Source organism: Thiothrix sp., assembly GCF_028714775.1.
Classification (GTDB): Bacteria; Pseudomonadota; Gammaproteobacteria; order Thiotrichales; family Thiotrichaceae; genus Thiothrix.
Genome location: NZ_JAQTLS010000021.1, coordinates 26,761 through 42,282, shown reverse-complemented (window position 1 = coordinate 42,282; position 15,522 = coordinate 26,761). Strand labels below are relative to the sequence as shown.

The window sequence follows — 15,522 nt, the reverse complement described above, 5'->3', positions numbered from 1 at the left end:
ACTTTGTCATTAGTTTAAATGACATAATGTCACCAGCTAGATTGGCGGGACATTTTGTCATGATCTGGAGTACACTTTTGGGATCGTCATGGCAAGCAGTGAAAGGGATGCGTATGTCTGATCCAATGCGGATGTTTTATAAACAACACCTGAGCCGCCGTTTTATTGTGTTCCTGTTCGGGGTATTGGGCCTGGTGTCGGCCTGTTTCCTGCTGATGTTTTATTACTTTTACAGCGAACAGATTGCGGGTGAACGTACCCAAGCTTCCCATTCCGTCAGCCTCTTGCTGAAATCATCGTTGGAACGCGCCATGTTGCGCCGCGACTTACCCGGTTTGCGCGACATCATTAGCGATCTGGGCAAACAAGACGGGGTGAAAGAGGTGATGATCCTCAATCCCGCAGGCGAAGTACGTTTTGCTTCCAAACCCGAACGCTTGGGGCAAACAGAAGCTCCGATCATCCAGCAATTCTGCCCAGACTGCACCTCAGCAAGCCTGCCTTTGGAACCTGTTACCCGTTTCTTTACGCCTAAAGATGGTGGCGGTGAATTGCTGCGTACTTTCCATCCCGTGCGGAACAAACCGGAGTGTATGCAATGCCACGGTAGCCGCGACACCCATCCGGTCAATGGCATTTTGGTGGTCGATTACGATGCTGCTCCAATCCGCGAAAAAGGTTGGATGAACATATTGATGCTGACGGGAGCGGGGGCGGTGGCGGTGTTGTTCAGCGCCCTTGCCGCGTGGTGGTTTATGCAGCGCTATGTATTGCAACCTGTCAGCCGTTTGGATGAGGCCAGCCGCGCCCTTTCACAAGGGGATTTGACCACCCGCGTGCCGGTGCGGGGCAAGGATGAAATGGCAAACCTTGCCAGCGCTTTCAACCACATGGCGGAACGTTTGCAACACAGCCATCGGGTCTTGGAAAGCCGTGAACAGTTCCTGCAAGGCTTGATTGATGCCGTGCCAGACGGGGTGCGGGTGATTGACCCGTATTTCCAGATTGTGCTGGCAAACCGTGCGTATGCGGAGCAAAGTGGCTTTGCTTCCCCCCAAGAGCTGTGCCAGCAATACTGCTACAAGGTGACTTACCAGCGCGATACGCCTTGCCCACCCTCGTTGCGCACTTGCCCGCTGAATACCCTGAATGCGCAACAGCCCACCCTGAAATTCATGGAAACCCTGCAACGTGCTGACGGTTCGCTGCTATCCACCGAAGTCTATGCCGCCCGCTTGCCTGTTGCCGCCGATGAATCAGAATGTTTGGTGGTGGAATCAGTGCGGGATTTGGAAAAAGCCGTGCATTACTCGCACGAGCAAAAACTCGCGGCACTGGGCGAATTGGCTGCTGGCGTGGCACATGAAATCCACAACCCCTTGGCGTCGGTGCGTATTGCTTTGCAGGCTAGCGACCAAATTTTGAGTGCCTCACAAGAGGACATGACGGAACTGAAAGACTACCTGCATCTGGTCGATGAACAGGTGGAACAGTGTTTGGATGTCACCCACCGTTTGATGAAACTGGGCACGCTTGCCAGCAACCATCCCGAATTGGTGGAAGTGAACACCGTGATCCGCGAAACCTTGTCGCTGTTGCGTTTCGAGCGGGAGCAGCAAGGCATCTGTGAAACCTTGGAACTGGCGGCTGGCAACCCACGCATCCTCGCGGCAGACAATGATTTGCGCATGATCATCCTGAACTTGGTGCAAAATGCCTTTCATGCCATGCCGGATGGCGGTGAATTGAAGGTGGTGACTTGCCATCAAGCCGATGAGATTGAAATTCGGGTGGAAGACACGGGTACGGGCATACCGGATGAAATTTTACCGCACATTTTCGACCCGTTTTTCAGTCGCCGGATTGACCAGCGTGGTTCTGGGTTGGGCTTGACCATTACCCGTTCCTTGGTTAAGCAGCACGGTGGGCAGATTCAAGTGGCGGCGCACTTACCCGGCAGGACGGTATTCATCCTGCATTTCCCCGATGTCGATGTCGCCACCAAGGAGGCCACATGATTCCCCTGATATTGGTCATCGACGATGACGTTACCCTGAATCGCTTAATGGTCGGGCAGTTGAATAAGATGGGCTATGCCGCAACCGGGGTGCATTCGTGGGCAGCCGCGCAAGTTTACCTGCAACAACACGACCCGCATTTGGTGCTGTTGGATTGCCAATTGCCGGATGCACGCGGTAGCCAAATCTTGCCGCACCTGACCCCCGATTACCCGGTGGTCATCATCACCGCTTACGGCAGTGTGAAAGAAGCGGTGGGGGCGATGCGCACGGGTGCTGCCGAATACTTGCTCAAACCCATCAATATGGATGAACTGGAATTGGTTATCCGCCGGACGCTCGACACCCACAGCATGAGGAAAGAATTCCTCTACCTCAAGGAACAGGTGCAAAAGCGTAAATCTTTCATGGTCGGTAAAAGCCCAGCCTTGAAAGAAGTCGAAAAGATGATCGGCGCAGTTGCCCCCAGCATGATGACAGTGCTGATCCAAGGCGAAAGCGGTGTTGGAAAGGAACTGGTCGCCCGCGAAATCCACGAGCGCAGCCAAGTTGCCAAGCACGGTTACGTCGCGCTCGATTGCTGCACCATGCAAGAAAATCTGTTCGAGTCGGAACTGTTTGGGCATGAAAAAGGCGCTTTCACAGGCGCTGACCGTCAGAAAAAAGGGCTGATCGAAAGTGCCGAAGGTGGCACGCTGTTTCTGGATGAAATCGGTGAAATTACCCCGGCGATTCAAGCCAAGCTTTTGCGTGTGCTGGAAACTGGGCGCTTCCGGCGTTTGGGTGGAATCCGTGACATGACTGCGAATGTGCGGGTGGTCGCCGCGACTAACCGCGATTTATTGGGCATGTCGCAAGAAGGGACGTTCCGCGCTGACCTGTTTTACCGTTTGAATGCTTTCACGATTTACGTGCCGCCGTTACGCGAACGCAAAGATGACATCCCCGCGTTGGTCGACCATTTCATCAGCAACCACGATTTTTCCCGCCGCGTTAACAAACATTTGAGTGACGAGGCTATCAGCAAGTTGTTGGCGTACCCGTGGCCGGGCAATATCCGTGAGCTGAAAAACATGGTGGAACGCGCCATCATTTTGTCGGGCGAGGCTGCCCGCATTTTGCCTGAACACATTACCCTCAGCGACGAGCTTGTGCCTGCGGTTACATCGGCGGCTGTTACCCGCAAGGAAATCAACCTGAGCTTTGAACAGACCCCGACCTTGGAGGATTTGGAAAAGCATTATTTGCACCTGTTGCTGGACAAGTTCAGCGGACACCGGGGCAAAGTGGCGCGGGCTTTGGGCATCAGCGAGCGTAATGTTTACCGTTTGCTGAAAAAGCATGAGTTTATGGAAGCCTAATTACAATATTAATATTCACTAATATACTGTTGCTGCGTTAGAATGGGGGCATGGCAAGAGTATTCATTTCCGCGACCCACAAATCCTCCGGCAAGACCACGGTTTCGATTGGCCTGTGTGCGGCTTTGCACGCCCAAGGTTTGCGTGTCCAGCCGTTCAAAAAAGGCCCGGATTACATCGACCCGCTGTGGCTCGGTGCTGCTAGCGCCCGCGCTTGCCATAACCTCGATTTCAACACCATGACGGCGGATGAAATCATCCACACCGTGCAACGTTATTCGCTCGATGCTGACATCGCTCTGATAGAAGCCAACAAAGGCTTGTACGACGGCATGGCCTTGGATGGTTCCGACAGTAACGCCGCCATCGCCAAACTGACCCGTTCGCCGGTGATTTTGGTAGTCGATTCACGCGGCATGACCCGTGGCATTGCCCCCTTACTGCTGGGTTACCAAGCCTTTGACCGGGAAATCAATATCGCTGGGATCATCTTCAACCGCGTCGGCGGCGCACGTCATGCCAGCAAATTGCGCGAATCGGTGGAATATTACACCGACATCAAGGTGCTGGGCGCAGTGCAGGACAACCCGGAAATGGCTATCGAAGAACGCCATCTGGGGCTGATGCCGAGCAATGAAAGCGGTGAAGCTGAGGCGCAGATTGCGCGGATTCGGGATTTGGTGGCGGAACAGGTGGATTTGGGGGGAGTGCGGGAGATAGCGGCTAATGCCGTACCCCTCACCCCCCCCGCCCCCTCTCCCTCAAGGGGCGAGGGGGAGCAAGAAAAGAATCTCTTAGCCCCTCTCCCCTTGAGGGAGAGGGGTTGGGGTGAGGGGTTTCTTAAAATAGGCATCTGCCAAGACCCGTCCTTCGGCTTCTATTACCCCGGCGACCTCGAAGCCCTGCAACAGGCAGGCGCAGAACTCGTTCCCGTCAACACGCTGAAAGACGCAGCTTTGCCGGAAATTGATGGCTTGTTCATCGGCGGTGGTTTCCCCGAAACTCACATGCAGCAATTGGCGGCGAATGTGTCCATGCGCGAATCCATCCGCGCCGCTATCGACAATGGTTTGCCGACGTATGCTGAATGCGGCGGGCTGATGTACCTTTCCCGCAGCCTTGTTTGGAATGGGCAGCAAGCGGAAATGGTAGGGGTAATTCCCGGAGATGCGGTGATGCACAAAAAGCCGCAGGGCAGGGGTTATGTGAAATTGCAGGAAACTGCTGACATGCCGTGGCCCGGTGGCGATGGCAACGCGATTATCAATGCCCATGAGTTCCATTACTCGCGGCTGGAGAATTTGACCGCACAAGGTAAATTCGCCTACCGTATGCAGCGCGGGACAGGCATCGACGGGCAATACGATGGCTGGATTTACCGCAATTTGCTGGCATCTTACACACACATGCGCGACACTGCCCAATTTCGGTGGGCGCAGCGGTTCGTCGAATTCATCCGATTAAATAGCACAAGGAAACTGACTTCATGATTACAGTCACAGCACAGGCAGCCTCCCAAATCCGCACTGCGTCCGTACAGGGTGACGCTATTGGTATGCCTTTGCGCATTGCTGTCCGGCAGAAAGCGGATGGCACATTCCATTACCTGATGGGCTTTGATGACCAGCAACAGGACGGCGACCAAACCGTGGAAGCCGAGGGCGTAACACTGGTGGTGGCGGCAGATTCCCAACCCTTGGTGAATGGTATGACACTGGATTTTGTTGACCTCGACGGCAAGCTGGAATTTATTTTCCTTAATCCCAACGACCCTAGCTACAGCCCACCACAGGCATAATGCAGTGGAAGAGCACGTCATCAACTTTCAGCCAAAAGCACCCGAGCCGCGCAAGGTAACTGCGCCCCCCAAGACCGACGAGGGGGACGGGGCTGAATTCACGCCCCGGCAAATGTACTGGGCAAATCAGGAAGGCCGCCCGGTCATTGATTTGCCGTGGCAGGCGCAACTGAGTGTGGTGGTGCTGTTTTTCCTGTTTACCCTGATTGGTGCGGTGTATTTCTGGGCGGTCAGTTCCGGGGTTAAATACGGCTGGTTGGCTCCGGTGATGACGGGGTTGTGGCTGGTGTCGGGTGGTGGGGTGCTGACCTTGCTTTACTGGGTATGGCGGGAATTTTCCCACTTTGGCAGTGAGCTTTCCCGTTGGGCAATCCGTTTGCGTAAGGGCGACTTGACGGCGCGGATGCCGGTTTTCGGGAAGTCCTGCCCGTCACGCAAAATCCGCGAACAAATTAATGCCATCACCGAAGACTATCAGGCGCTGTCGCGGATGCAGCAACAGCGTTTGAGCCGCCAAGAAAAATACATCGAACAGAAACAGCGTTATCTGGGGGTCTTGTATGAAGTCGCAAGCTGCCTCAACCGCGCCGATAGCCTCGAAGACTTGCTCAACCGCTTCCTGTTTACCCTCAAAGACGTGGTGAATGCCGAAGCCGCCACCGTGCGCCTGCTGGATAAAGACGGCAATATGCGCTTGGTTGCCAGCATTGGCCTGACCGAAGAAGCAGAGGCACTGGAAGATTCCCTGCCAATCCCTAACTGTTTGTGCGGGCGGGCGGCGACGGAATGCGAAATCAAGGTGCGTTCTGATATTTCGCAATGCAGCCGCATCATTGGTAAGGAATTATGTGAAGGTCGGAACGATGTCGAGATGCTGGCGATCCCTTTGCAGTACCGCGAGCGTATTTTGGGGGTTTACAACCTATTCATCCCCATAGGTCGCTATGACCGGCAGGAAGATGATGAATTGCTGATCAGTATTGGGCGGCACTTAGGCATGGCGATTGAAAAAGCCAGCAGTGACGAAGATACCCGCACCTTGTCGATCATGGAAGAACGTACCCGCATGGCGCACGAGCTGCATGATTCCCTTGCCCAAACCCTAGCCAGTTTGCGTTTCAAGGTACGTTTGTTTGACGACTCCCTCAACCGGGGCGATGAGTCCGTCATCTGGCAAGAATTGGAAGGCTTGGAAAATACCATCGACGAAGCCTACGGTGAATTACGTAGCCTGATTACCCATTTCCGCGCCCCGATTGATGGCAAAGGGGTATTGCGGGCGGTGGAACGCCTGACTGAACGTTTCCGCCAAGAAACTGGTTTGGAAGTCTTCTTTTACCACAACTGGCATTTGAAAGATTTGCCGCGCGAAACCGAATTGGAAGCGATCCGCATCGTGCAAGAGTCGCTCACCAATGCGCGTAAGCACAGCCAAGCCGCCACCGTGCGTATCCTCATGTACAGTTCTGAGGAGGGGCGGTGCAGCATTCTCATTGAAGATGACGGTATTGGCTTGCCAGACCCCTTGCCAGAACCCGACCCAACGACCGGCGAACACATTGGTCTACGCATCATGCAGGAACGCGCTGAACGCATGGGTGGCGAGATTCAGTTTGAAAGTGAGCCGGGTGAGGGTACACTCATACAGTTAAATTTCGATGCACCCCCTGCCAAAAAGCTCTCTGATCTGGTAGGGAGGCATCCCGTAGCATGACCGAATACATCACAAGCGACGACACATGAACGAAAAAGTACTGCTGATTGACGACCACACCCTGTTCCGTGCAGGTCTGGAAGACTTGCTGACCCGGCGTGGCATCCGCGTTGTTGCCGCCGTGGGGAGTGGGGAGGAAGGTCTGGCAGCCGCGACCACGTTCATGCCGGACATCGTGCTGCTGGATATGCGGATGCCGCAAATGGACGGCCTCAACGTTTTGCGCCAATTACGCAAAAATCACCCCAACCTGCGTGTGGTTATGTTGACCACTAGCAGCAATGAAAATGATTTGGTGGAAGCCTTACGCAGCGGCGCACGCGGTTACTTGCTGAAAGACATTGAGCCGGATGAATTGGTGGTGGCACTGCGTGAAATACTGGCGGGAAAAACCGTGGTTGCCCCCGAACTCGCCCCGGTTCTCGCTCGGGTAGTGCAGGGCGGCGATAGCCGTGCGCAGGAAGACAAAATCGCCAATCCGTTTTCCGAGCTTACCCCGCGTGAATACGAAATCCTCACCCTGCTGGCGGAAGGCCAAAGCAACAAGGTTATTGCCCGCAACCTTGGCATTTCTGACGGTACGGTCAAATTGCATGTGAAGGCCATCCTGCGCAAGCTCAATGTCAGCTCGCGTATTACCGCTGCCGTTATGGCGGTGGAACATGGCATCCGCGTTGAGGCAGCTAACGCCCAATAATTAGCTTTCAGGTAGATTAAAGTTCCCATGACCCAGAAAACCTTTGCGGCGCTGGTCGCCGATGCTTTGCCCCAAATCCGTGAATTGATGCCGTGGGACGTGGATGACATGCGTCAGACCGACCCGGCGCTGATGATTGTGGACATCCGTGAAGTGGACGAATATGCCGCCGGTTTCATCCAAGGTTCCCTGCATGTGCCGCGCGGTGTCCTTGAAACAGCGTGCGATTGGGGCTATTCCGAAACCATTCCGGCATTGGTGCAGGCACGCGACAAGCCCGTGGTATTGGTGTGCCGTTCGGGCAACCGCACGGCGTTGGCGGCGATGACCCTGCAATGGATGGGCTACCAGCAGGTGTATTCGATGAAAACCGGCATCCGTGGTTGGAACGATTACGAGCTGCCGTTATTCAATGCCGACGGCATCCAAGTGGATGTGGATACCGCCGAACAGGAACTCGACCCGCCAGTTAGCCCTGAGCAGATGAAGCCCAAAGATTAAAGTTCTGACATGCTCCCCACTTTTGCGTGTTTTTCCCTACAAAAGTGTGACTTTTTTGCTACACTCCAATGAGTCGTGCACAAATTTTGTGCTTAGTGGCAGTGTCCTTACATACAAAAGTTAGATCGGGAGAACCCCTCATGAAGCAACAATACAAATCCCTGCGGTGGTCTGCCGCAGTTATGTTCGCAACGGCCTTGTTGTCGGGCTGTTCAACGGTGTCAAACGTGGCATCCAGTTCCGTTTCCGCTTTGTCGAGCCTGAACCCATTTAGTGGTGATAAGGAAGTTTCCACCGCGAGTGATGCAGCGCCAACCCCAGCGCCAGCAGCACCGAAAGCGGCGATCCGCGTGGAAGCCCCGCAGCAAGAACCCGTCATGTTGGCAGCAATGCCAGCCCCCGTAGCAGTTGCCGTTCCTGAGCCTGCACCAGCGCCAGTGAAGAAACATCGTGTAAAACGTAAGAAAGCCCCCGTTTCTGCGCCTGTTGTTGCCGCTGCACCTGCAACGCCTGCTGTGCAAGCGACCGTCGCGGGTAACACGCAGTGCACGACTTTCTGCGCGTTACCGATGCATAAGCCGCAAACCCAGTAAGGGGTGGCGAAATCGTATTCTGAAGAAACCCCAGCGGATATGGTTTATTATGCCCCTACCGGAGCCAACCCTCAGTAAGCCGTATGCACGACATTTTCCTCAGTTATTCGACCCAAGACCGTGAGCGTTTGCAACGCTTGTTCCACGCTTTGGAGCAGCAAGGCTGGTCAGTGTTTTGGGATCACCGCACGATTGAAATTGGCGATCATTGGAGCCAAAAGATTGACCGCGCCATCCGCTCCTGCAAGTGCGTCGTGGTGGTGTGGTCGAAAGCTTCAGTCAATTCCGAATGGGTGCTGGAAGAGGCTAACATCGGCAAGCAGCGCAAAATATTGCTGCCGATCCAGATTGATGCGGTGGACATCCCGGTTGGCTTCACCATGCGCCAGACGGGAAATTTCGCCCGTTGGGACGGCAAAACTGATCACCCCGAATTTGTCCGGCTCGCCGAAAAGATCAGCGAGCTGGTCGGCAAGCCGTTTGACCCGCCACCTCAGCCCCAGCCACAACGGCAACCTCAGTATGTTGCAGCTAAACTGCCAACCAAATCCCGCAAAGGCTTAGTGCTTACCAGTATTGCCGCTATCTCGCTTGCGGTAGGCGCAACTATTTATGTGAAACAACACCCAGTCCAGCCACTTGAACCAGAAATGGTCAACATTCCCGCTGGCACGTTCACGATGGGCTGCGATCCCAAACGCGATGATGTGGAAGGTGGTTGTTATGGCGATGAAAAGCCCGCCCACGAAGTCAGCATCCGTGCATTCCAATTAGCGGCAACGGATGTGACCTTCGAGCAATGGGATGCCTGCGAAAAAGCCAAAGCCTGTCCCCATGCGGAGGATAGCGGCTGGGGACGTGGCAACCGTCCGGTGATTAATGTCAGTTGGAACGATGCGCAAACCTATCTCCAATGGTTGGGGAAGGAATCAGGTAAAAATTACCGTCTGCCAACCGAAGCCGAATGGGAGTATGCCGCCCGTGCAGGCACATCTACTGCCTATGCGTGGGGCAACAGCATCGGTAAGAATAATGCCAATTGTGATGGTTGTGGAAGCCAATGGGATAACAAGCAAACATCCCCTGTCCGTAGTTTTGCCGCCAATCCGTTTGGTTTGTATGACATGAACGGCAACGTGTTGCAGTGGGTGGAAGACTGTTATGTGGACAGTTACAAGGATGCTCCCGCCGCTGGCACTCCAGTCAAGGGCTGCGACGCGAATGCGTCGCGTGTGTTGCGCGGGGGGTCTTGGGGCAACTTACCTCTGGGGTTGCGTTCTGCTGACCGCTACTACGGCCCGCCCGGCAACCGAAGCTACTACTTTGGTTTTCGCGCTGCCAGGACTCTTTAGCCCTTTCACCTTTGTGGGGCAGTGCCACCGCTTACATGGGTGTGGATGCGCTTGACCGGGAGGGCTGGCAGTTGGGGCGCATCTTTGGGGTGCAGGGGCGAAAGCCCCTGCCGACGCCATTTTACGGATTTTCTGGAGGAACGGGCGAACCGGAAATTCGTTTCCTGCACGATCACATAGATAGGTTTCCTGCCTTATGGTAACTTACCCGGTTTTTACGACCGACACGCAGGAGCGCAGGTTAAGTGAAATTCAGCGAATTCAACTGGAACGCCATGCCAGACAAAGCAGGGCACTTTGGCGCATACGGCGGGCGTTTCGTCGCGGAAACGCTGATGGAGCCAATCTACGAACTCGAACAAGCCTACGAGCAGCTCAAAAATGACCCTGCTTTTCAGGCTGAGTTTGACCGTGACCTGAAATATTACGTCGGTCGCCCCAGCCCCCTGTATCTGGCGGAACGCTGGACACGCGAACTCGGTGGGGCAAAAGTCTACCTCAAACGCGAAGACCTGAACCACACGGGCGCTCACAAGATCAACAACACCATCGGTCAAGCGCTGCTCGCCAAATTCATGGGCAAGAAGCGCATTATCGCTGAAACGGGTGCAGGCCAGCACGGTGTTGCCTCCGCCACCATCGCTGCCCGCCTTGGTTTGGAATGCGTGGTCTACATGGGCGCGGAAGACGTGCAACGCCAAGCGCCGAACGTGTTCCGCATGAAATTGCTGGGTGCAACCGTCGTGCCCGTCACGTCCGGCTCCAAAACCCTGAAAGACGCTTTGAACGAAGCGATGCGCGATTGGGTAACAAATGTCGATGACACTTTCTATATCATCGGCACGGTCGCAGGCCCCCACCCCTATCCCGCAATGGTACGCGACTTCCAATCCGTGATCGGTCGTGAAGCACGCCAACAGATTCTGGAACAGGAAGGGCGTTTGCCGGATGCGCTGGTTGCTTGTGTTGGTGGTGGTTCCAACGCTATCGGCTTGTTTCACCCCTTCCTCGCGGATGAATCCGTCGCCATTTACGGCGTGGAAGCAGGCGGTGACGGCATCGAAACTGGCAAACATGCTGCCCCGCTATGCGCAGGCAAACCGGGCGTCTTGCACGGCAACCGTACCTATCTGATGGAAGACCCCAACGGGCAAATCATCGAAACCCATTCGATTTCCGCCGGATTGGACTACCCCGGTGTCGGCCCCGAACACGCTTGGTTGAAAGACATCGGTCGTGCCAACTACGTGTCGGTGACGGATGCGGAAGCGATGCAAGGCTTCCACGCCTTAACCCGCATCGAAGGCATTATCCCCGCGCTGGAAAGCAGCCACGCGCTGGCTTACGCGATGAAACTTGCGCCGACCATGAGTAAAGACCAAAGCATTATCGTCAACCTGTCCGGTCGTGGTGACAAGGACATCAACACCATCGCCCGTCTGGAGGGGATTACCCTATGAGCCGCATTGCCGCTTGTTTTGCTGCCCTGAAAGCACAGGGTAAAACCGCGCTGATCCCTTACGTCACGGCTGGCGACCCGCACCCGTCGATTACCGTGCCCTTGATGCACCGCATGGTGGCAGCGGGCGCTGACATCATTGAGTTGGGCGTGCCGTTTTCCGACCCGATGGCGGATGGCCCGACGATCCAGCAAGCGCACGAACGCGCCTTACTGCATAACACCAGCCTGCACGACATCCTCGGCATGGTGGCTGAATTCCGCCAAACCAACCAGACCACCCCCGTGGTGCTGATGGGTTATTTGAACCCGATTGAAATCATGGGTTACGCCGAATTTGCCCAAGCCGCCGAAACTGCTGGCGTCGATGGTGCATTGACGGTCGATTTGCCGCCGGAAGAGGGCGTGGGCGTACTGCCGTTATTCCGTGCGCATGGCATTGACCCGATCTTCCTGTTGTCGCCGACGACCCCGAACGTGCGTATCAAAACCGTGGCGGAAGCGGGCGGCGGTTTCATTTACTACGTGTCGCTGAAAGGCGTGACCGGGGCGAACACGCTGGACGTTGGGCAAGTTGCCGAACGCATTGCGCAAATCCGTGAACATACCGATTTGCCGCTGGGCGTGGGTTTCGGGATTAAGGATGCGCAAACCGCTGCCGCTGTCGCTAAAGTTGCCGACGCAGTGGTGGTAGGCAGTGCGATCATCAAGCAGATCGAAGCGACACCCGCCGATCATGCTGTTATCATGAACAACATCAGTGACTTGCTGGCCTCCATGCGCACCGCGATGGATGCTTGATATTTAGGGGTAAACAGAAAACATGAGCTGGTTTGAAAAACTGCTGCCATCGCGCATCCGCACCGATGCGACCAATACCGAAAAGAAATCCATCCCGGAAGGCTTGTGGCATCAATGCCCCGCCTGCCAAGCCGTGCTGTACCGGGCGGAGTTGGAGCGCAATCTGGACGTTTGCCCCAAGTGCAACCACCACATGCGCTTATCTGGGCGGCGGCGTTTGGAAGTGTTTCTTGACCCGGCAGGGCGTGAGGAAATCGGCGCAAACGTTGCCCCGACTGACATGCTCAAGTTCCGCGACACCAAAAAATACAAAGACCGTTTGGTAGCAGCACAAAAAGATACCGGCGAAAAAGACGCGCTGATCGTGATGAAAGGCACGGTGTTGGGTGTGCCATTGGTGGCGGCGGCATTTGATTTCCGTTTCATGGGCGGCTCGATGGGTTCCGTGGTCGGCGAACGTTTTGTGCGCGGGGCGGAGGCGGCAATGGCGCAGAAAATCCCTTACATCTGCTTTGCTGCCAGTGGCGGGGCGCGGATGCAAGAAGCGCTGTTCTCGCTGATGCAGATGTCCAAAACCAGTGCGGTGCTGACCCGTTTGAGCGAAAAAGGTATCCCGTTCATTTCGGTGCTGACTGATCCGACCATGGGCGGTGTTTCTGCCAGTTTCGCGATGTTGGGGGATTTACACATTGCTGAACCCAAAGCATTGATTGGTTTCGCTGGGCCGCGCGTCATTGAACAGACCGTGCGTGAAAAACTCCCCGAAGGTTTCCAACGCAGCGAATTCCTACAAGAAAAGGGCGCGATTGACATGATCGTGCACCGCCGTGACATGCGCGAAACCATCGCTGATTTGGTTTCCATCATGCAACACAAATCCAGCCCCATCCATCAGGATGCTTTGGTCGCGGCGTGAAGACGCTGGATGATTGGTTGCGGTGGCAGGAAAACCAGTTCCTGACGACCATCAAGCTGGGCTTGGAACGCATCCGTACCGTAGCGGGGCGTATGGATTTACTCCAGTTGCCCGTTCCCGTCATTATGGTGGGGGGAACTAACGGCAAAGGCTCCACCTGTGCCATGCTGACGCGGATTTTGCAGCAGCAAGGCTACAAGGTCGGCACGTACACCTCCCCGCACTTGCGGCGTTATAACGAACGTGTTGCCATCAATGCCGAACCTGTCGACGATGAAACCTTGTGCGCGGCGTTTAAGGCGATTGATAAGGCGCGGGGCAAAGTTTCGCTGACGTATTTTGAGTTTGGCACGCTGGCAGCAGTCTGGTGTTTCCTGCAAGCCAATGTCGATGTCATGGTGCTGGAAGTTGGCTTGGGCGGACGTTTGGATGCCTGCAACCTGTGGGATGCCGATGTCATGGTTATCACCAGCATTGGTCTTGATCATGTGGATTGGTTGGGCAATACCCGCGATGCCGTTGGGCGCGAAAAAGCTGGGATTATGCGTGCAGGCAAACCGGTGGTGTGTGGCGACCCCAAACCCCCGGCGATGATTGCCACAGAAGCTGCCCGCATCGGGGCAAAATTATTGCAATACGGACGTGATTTTACCGCCGAGGGGATTCCACAACCCGCCTTGAAAGGCGACGTGCAGCGCCAAAATGCCGCGTGTGTGGTTACAGCCTTACGGCAACTGGAAGGCGTATTGCCGGTAAGCCAAGCCGCGATTGATGAAGGCTTGCGCACCGTGAGTTTGCAAGGGCGGATGCAAAAGGTCTGGGATGCGCCAGAAGTGATCTTAGATGTTGCCCATAATCCCCATGCCGCGACAGAATTGGCTTTATGGCTGAAAAAAAATCCGATAGATGGAAAAACATCCGCGATTTTTTCTATACTCGCAGATAAGGATATTGCCGGGGTTGTGGAAATAATGGCAAGGCACATGGATGAGTGGCATCTGGTTCCCCTCCAAGGATACAGGGCTGCCAGCGCTGAGGTTCTCAAGGATAAAATGCAGCAAGCAGGTGTGCAAACGCCCGTGCATTTTTACCCTGATTTTCAGTCAGCGTGGGATTCTGTCCGCTTAAGCGCGGAAAAACAGGATAGGGTGGTTGCCTTCGGTTCTTTTCTGGTAGTATCTGGTATGCTGGAAATCCTCGTTACCTAAAGGGCTTGATGACTGTCATTCCAGTCCCGCAAGGCACGATCACAAAAAGTTTTTGAGTGTCACATTTATGAAGGAGCAGTAAGACAGATGGACAACAAGGCTACAACCAAACGTATGATTGGCGCAGTGGTACTGGTGCTGGTCGCCGCCCTGTTATTGGCATTTTTGCTGAAAGGCAAAAACCGTGAAGGCCAAGAAATGGCTATGAACCAGGGCGCTGAAACTAAACCGATTTTAGGCTTCCCCGGTATGGGTAGTGCAGACCAAAAGCCAATGCTGGTTGGCGAAGACCCGAACGCAGCCCAAAACGCGGTGACGGCAGCCGGTCAAACGGTAGCAACTACGGCTGGTCAGGCGGTTGATGCGGCTGGGAACTTGATTCCTAACGTGGCGACTGTGCCGAATACCACCGGCTTTGATGTACGCCCTGCTGCGAATGGTGAGACACGTCAGGTGCTCGATACCGACGGCAAAATGAAGGATGGCTCTGGCAATTTGGGCACAGGTGATCCGAAAGCCGCTGCGACAGCAACAACGTCTAGTGCCGCTGCGGGTACTGGTTTGCTGGGTGGTGGTATGGATCAGGCAGATGCTGGCAACGGCAGTGCTTCTAAAGCGGATAGCGCATCCAATAAAGATCGCCCCGTAGATACCGTAGTTGAGAAAAAGCCAGCCACAAGACCTGTATTGGTCAATGAAAGGGCTGTCCCATCTGCTTCCGCTGAAAGTAAAGCCAAAGCTGAAGCGGCTAAGAAATTAGCGGCTGAGAAAGCGGCAAAAGCAAAATCTGAAGAACTGGCTAAAGCCACAGGCACTGGTGCTCATGTCACCAGCACAGCAAGCAGTGCAGCGGCAGGCGGCAGTTACGGAATCCAACTTTCTGCCAGTTCCGACAAAGCTAAGGCGGAAGCTGTTGCTGCTACGTTCAGGGCAGAAGGTTACAAGACTTCCGTAGTCGCAGCTAAAGTGGACGGGAAAACAGTTTATCGGGCAGTTATCGGCGGTTATGCGGATAAAGCTGCGGCAGCGGCTGCACAAGCTAAAATGAAAGCACGGTTCACACAGAACCCGAATGTTCAAAATAGCTTCGTAACCAAACAGTAA

Annotated in this window: 14 protein-coding genes; all 14 read left to right on the top strand. The window is 54.9% G+C overall.

The window, feature by feature from the left end; all coding sequences use genetic code 11:
- Positions 1 to 113: 113 nt before the first annotated feature.
- The 14 genes from PHE17_RS17015 (at position 114) to PHE17_RS16950 (ending at position 15,522) form a co-directional block, all read left to right on the top strand.
- Entirely contained in the window at positions 114 to 2,018 is a 1,905-nt protein-coding gene (locus PHE17_RS17015) for an ATP-binding protein (RefSeq protein WP_301017100.1), read from the top strand.
- A complete protein-coding gene (locus PHE17_RS17010) occupies positions 2,015 to 3,379 on the top strand; it encodes a sigma-54 dependent transcriptional regulator (RefSeq protein WP_301017099.1) in 1,365 nt (454 codons plus the stop codon). The genes PHE17_RS17015 and PHE17_RS17010 overlap by 4 nt, the downstream gene beginning before the upstream one ends.
- A 50-nt stretch (positions 3,380 to 3,429) precedes the next feature.
- Positions 3,430 to 4,869, top strand: a complete 1,440-nt coding sequence (locus PHE17_RS17005; RefSeq protein ID WP_301017098.1) for a cobyrinate a,c-diamide synthase — start codon at positions 3,430 to 3,432, stop codon at positions 4,867 to 4,869.
- Positions 4,866 to 5,177 (top strand): iron-sulfur cluster assembly accessory protein, encoded by a 312-nt coding sequence (locus tag PHE17_RS17000; RefSeq protein ID WP_301017097.1) that lies wholly within the window; start codon positions 4,866 to 4,868, stop codon positions 5,175 to 5,177. The genes PHE17_RS17005 and PHE17_RS17000 overlap by 4 nt, the downstream gene beginning before the upstream one ends.
- A gap of 4 nt (positions 5,178 to 5,181) precedes the next feature.
- Positions 5,182 to 6,891 carry an ATP-binding protein gene (locus PHE17_RS16995; protein WP_301017096.1) on the top strand — a complete coding sequence of 570 codons (1,710 nt, stop codon included), beginning with the start codon at positions 5,182 to 5,184 and terminating at the stop codon, positions 6,889 to 6,891.
- Between the two features lie 25 nt (positions 6,892 to 6,916).
- On the top strand, positions 6,917 to 7,588 hold the full coding sequence (locus PHE17_RS16990) for a response regulator (protein WP_301017095.1): 672 nt from the start codon (positions 6,917 to 6,919) through the stop codon (positions 7,586 to 7,588).
- Positions 7,589 to 7,615: 27 nt separating this feature from the next.
- The gene (locus PHE17_RS16985; protein WP_301017094.1) at positions 7,616 to 8,089 is read left to right on the top strand and encodes a rhodanese-like domain-containing protein; all 474 of its coding nucleotides are present in this window, start codon (positions 7,616 to 7,618) and stop codon (positions 8,087 to 8,089) included.
- Positions 8,090 to 8,229: 140 nt separating this feature from the next.
- Positions 8,230 to 8,682 (top strand): hypothetical protein, encoded by a 453-nt coding sequence (locus PHE17_RS16980; protein ID WP_301017093.1) that lies wholly within the window; start codon positions 8,230 to 8,232, stop codon positions 8,680 to 8,682.
- 83 nt (positions 8,683 to 8,765) lie between these two features.
- Positions 8,766 to 10,034 (top strand): SUMF1/EgtB/PvdO family nonheme iron enzyme, encoded by a 1,269-nt coding sequence (locus tag PHE17_RS16975; protein WP_301017092.1) that lies wholly within the window; start codon positions 8,766 to 8,768, stop codon positions 10,032 to 10,034.
- A gap of 275 nt (positions 10,035 to 10,309) precedes the next feature.
- Positions 10,310 to 11,494: a tryptophan synthase subunit beta gene (trpB, locus tag PHE17_RS16970; RefSeq protein ID WP_301017137.1), complete on the top strand. Its 1,185-nt coding sequence runs from the start codon at positions 10,310 to 10,312 to the stop codon at positions 11,492 to 11,494.
- Positions 11,491 to 12,294 carry a tryptophan synthase subunit alpha gene (gene trpA / locus PHE17_RS16965; protein ID WP_301017091.1) on the top strand — a complete coding sequence of 268 codons (804 nt, stop codon included), beginning with the start codon at positions 11,491 to 11,493 and terminating at the stop codon, positions 12,292 to 12,294. Before trpB ends, trpA begins: the two co-directional genes overlap by 4 nt.
- Positions 12,295 to 12,316: 22 nt before the next feature.
- The gene (gene accD, locus PHE17_RS16960; protein ID WP_301017090.1) at positions 12,317 to 13,210 is read left to right on the top strand and encodes an acetyl-CoA carboxylase, carboxyltransferase subunit beta; all 894 of its coding nucleotides are present in this window, start codon (positions 12,317 to 12,319) and stop codon (positions 13,208 to 13,210) included.
- Positions 13,207 to 14,418, top strand: a complete 1,212-nt coding sequence (gene folC, locus PHE17_RS16955) for a bifunctional tetrahydrofolate synthase/dihydrofolate synthase (RefSeq protein WP_301017089.1) — start codon at positions 13,207 to 13,209, stop codon at positions 14,416 to 14,418. Before accD ends, folC begins: the two co-directional genes overlap by 4 nt.
- Positions 14,419 to 14,505: 87 nt before the next feature.
- Positions 14,506 to 15,522 carry an SPOR domain-containing protein gene (locus tag PHE17_RS16950; protein ID WP_301017088.1) on the top strand — a complete coding sequence of 339 codons (1,017 nt, stop codon included), beginning with the start codon at positions 14,506 to 14,508 and terminating at the stop codon, positions 15,520 to 15,522.

Excerpts from the sequence above, each read along its gene's own strand:
- accD (WP_301017090.1), top strand. The coding sequence starts at position 12,317 with ATGAGCTGGTTTGAAAAACTGCTGCCATCGCGCATCCGCACCGATGCG.
- trpA (WP_301017091.1), top strand. The coding sequence starts at position 11,491 with ATGAGCCGCATTGCCGCTTGTTTTGCTGCCCTGAAAGCACAGGGTAAA.
- PHE17_RS17010 (WP_301017099.1), top strand. The coding sequence starts at position 2,015 with ATGATTCCCCTGATATTGGTCATCGACGATGACGTTACCCTGAATCGC.
- PHE17_RS16985 (WP_301017094.1), top strand. The coding sequence starts at position 7,616 with ATGACCCAGAAAACCTTTGCGGCGCTGGTCGCCGATGCTTTGCCCCAA.
- trpB (WP_301017137.1), top strand. The coding sequence starts at position 10,310 with ATGCCAGACAAAGCAGGGCACTTTGGCGCATACGGCGGGCGTTTCGTC.
- PHE17_RS16990 (WP_301017095.1), top strand. The coding sequence starts at position 6,917 with ATGAACGAAAAAGTACTGCTGATTGACGACCACACCCTGTTCCGTGCA.
- PHE17_RS17005 (WP_301017098.1), top strand. The coding sequence starts at position 3,430 with ATGGCAAGAGTATTCATTTCCGCGACCCACAAATCCTCCGGCAAGACC.
- PHE17_RS16950 (WP_301017088.1), top strand. The coding sequence starts at position 14,506 with ATGGACAACAAGGCTACAACCAAACGTATGATTGGCGCAGTGGTACTG.
- PHE17_RS16980 (WP_301017093.1), top strand. The coding sequence starts at position 8,230 with ATGAAGCAACAATACAAATCCCTGCGGTGGTCTGCCGCAGTTATGTTC.
- PHE17_RS16975 (WP_301017092.1), top strand. The coding sequence starts at position 8,766 with ATGCACGACATTTTCCTCAGTTATTCGACCCAAGACCGTGAGCGTTTG.
- PHE17_RS17015 (WP_301017100.1), top strand. The coding sequence starts at position 114 with ATGTCTGATCCAATGCGGATGTTTTATAAACAACACCTGAGCCGCCGT.
- PHE17_RS17000 (WP_301017097.1), top strand. The coding sequence starts at position 4,866 with ATGATTACAGTCACAGCACAGGCAGCCTCCCAAATCCGCACTGCGTCC.